This is a genomic window from Nodosilinea sp. LEGE 07298, assembly GCF_015207265.1.
Classification (GTDB): domain Bacteria; phylum Cyanobacteriota; class Cyanobacteriia; order Phormidesmidales; family Phormidesmidaceae; genus Nodosilinea.
The window spans coordinates 1-2412 of the sequence record NZ_JADEXE010000519.1; the positions used below are offsets into that span (position 1 = coordinate 1).

Genomic DNA, 2412 nt, shown 5'->3' on the forward strand with positions numbered 1-2412 from the left:
GGTCTCTCGGAGGAGCCGTCGTCTCGCCTCGAGCTTCAGTAATCATATCGATGACAATTTCTTTGATCACGCTGGCGATGGGCACCGCAACCAGAATGCCCATCACGCCGCCCAGCCTGGCCCCAATGAACACCGAAATAATCAGCCAGATCGGGTTGACGCCGATTAGGTCGCCCATCACCTTGGGTAAAATCACCTCGTCTAAAATTTGCACCAGCACCAGCGCAATAATAAACACTTGAATGCCCGTGCCTAGGTCGTGGAACATGACAAACAGGCTGACCGCAGTCTAGGCAAACGCCCCCATAAACGGAAACAAACTGCCCATGCCGATCAGCATGGCAAACATCAGCGCCAGGGGCACTTGAATTAGGGTAAATATCACCGCCAGCAGCAGGCCAAAGCCAGTGGCTAGCATCACCTGTACACTAATGAACCGCTTGAATTTGTAGGGCACCTTGGTTTCGAGGCGATCGCGCCACCAGGGCGACAGCCAGCTCATAATGCCTGCCCAGGCCCGCTCGCCTTTGACCAGCATAAACACCGTCAGCACCAGCACAAAAAACACCTTAAAACCGCTGCTCACGCTGCCCGCTAGCAGCCCCAGTAGGGTGGTGCCCAGGGTCCGCATTACCCCAGTCATCTGCCGCGCTAGCTGGGTCTGAATTTCGTCAAAGCTAACGCCTAGAGAGTCTGCCATGGGCAAGCTGTCGAGCCACTCAAATAGGCCGGTGGCCGAGCTCATCCACTGGGGTAGCTGGTTGAGAAAGTCACCCAGCTGAGTGACCAGCAAGGGCAGGATAAAAAAAGCGCCGACGAAAATGGCCGCGATCGCGGTCACCACCACCAGCGTCAGGCTAATCGAGCGAGGTACGCTGCGCCGCTGCAAAGCCTGCATCGGGTAGTCGAGCACCAGTGCCAAAATGATGGCAATCAACACCATATTGACCAGGGGCTGCAAAAAACTGATCAGCAGGGTAAACAGCCAGCCGTTCAAGAAAAATAGCGGAAACAGCAGCGAATTTCGCAGCCAGCGGGGCAAGGCCAAAGCCTTAGGGTCCATCGGAAACTCAATACAGGACTTGCCCTAGCCTATTACCTGAAAGTAGGTCAGACATAGGATGCTGAGAAAGCTTAAAAGCCTAGCGACTCAGCAGCTCGGTAACGCCATGACTGAGTGGATCGGCAGCTGCGCGGATCGGTGGCTGCGCGAATTGGTGGCTGCGCGAATTGGTGGCTGAGCGAATCGGTGGCTGAGCGTAGTCGAAGCCCCCATCAAGCATCCAGCCAATTAGCCGAAGTTCCACATCACTGGATCCGTAGGCAAATGCTCCGTCACGGTGCGGCTGATCGCATCGATCTCAGCCAGATCCTCAGGCGATAGCGAGACGGTAGCCGCCTTGGCATTCTCAACCGCCTGCTCGACGTTACGCGCCCCCACGATCGCAGTCGTCTGCGGCTGGGCGATCAGCCAGGCCAGAGCCAGGTTGCCCAGGGCAGTGTGGTACCGCTCGGCGATCGGGTGTAATTGTTCTAACGCTGCCTGGGCTTTGTCGTAGAGCGGCGGCTGAAACAGCTTGTTTTTGCTGCGAATATCTTCTTTAGGAAACTGATGGTCGGGGCCAAACTTGCCGGTTAGCAGCCCCTGGGCCAGCGAGGAATAGGCGAGGATAGTGAGATTGTTCTCGACGCAGTAGGGCATTAGCTCTGTCTCAACCCCGCGCCAGAAAAGGGAATAAGGTGGTTGTAGGCTGTCAATGCGGCCATAGGTCCTCGCTTCTTCGAGCTGCGCCTGAGAAAAGTTCGACACCCCGATCGCGCGAATTTTGCCCTGTTCCTTGAGCTGGTTCAGCGCCCCCATTGTTTCGCCAATAGGCACCACTTCGCTATTGAAGGATCCGGCAGGCCAGTGGATCTGGTACAGGTCGATCACCTCGGTCTGCATTCGCTTCAGCGAATTTTCGCAGGCCTCGATTACCTGGTCGGCCTTGAGGTGATTGGCGAAAACCTTGGTAGCCAGAACCACCTGGTCACGCCGATCTCCCAGCGCTTTACCCACCAGTTCTTCGGAGTAGCCACTGCCGTAGACCTCTGCCGTGTCGAAGGTGGTAATGCCCGCGTCGAGGGCCACCTGCATAGCGTCGATTACCGCTTGGTCTTCAATGCCGACCCAGCCTCTCTTGCCCGCCTGCCAGGTGCCAAAAATCAGCGGCGTGATCTCAATGTCGGTATTACCCAGCTTGCGAGCTTCCATGCCTAAGCGCCATCCCTGAATTTAGCTACCCGCATAATAACGCCGTTGCCGCTGACGCTCTTGATCGCGGGAGCAGAAGATAGTACTTGTTTATTGTTTAGGTGAGAAGATAGAAAAACTTAAGGCAAAACCACCCATTCACCCATCCACCCATCCAC

General features: G+C 56.0%; 1 protein-coding gene and 1 pseudogene. Both read right to left on the reverse strand.

Annotated features, from left to right (window positions below; genetic code table 11):
• Positions 1-1063, reverse strand: a pseudogene (locus tag IQ273_RS32580) (AI-2E family transporter); the annotation flags it as partial.
• Between the two features lie 228 nt (positions 1064-1291).
• On the reverse strand, positions 1292-2254 hold the full coding sequence (locus IQ273_RS32585) for an aldo/keto reductase (RefSeq protein ID WP_194027221.1): 963 nt from the start codon (positions 2252-2254) through the stop codon (positions 1292-1294).
• Between the last annotated feature and the right edge of the window lie 158 nt (positions 2255-2412).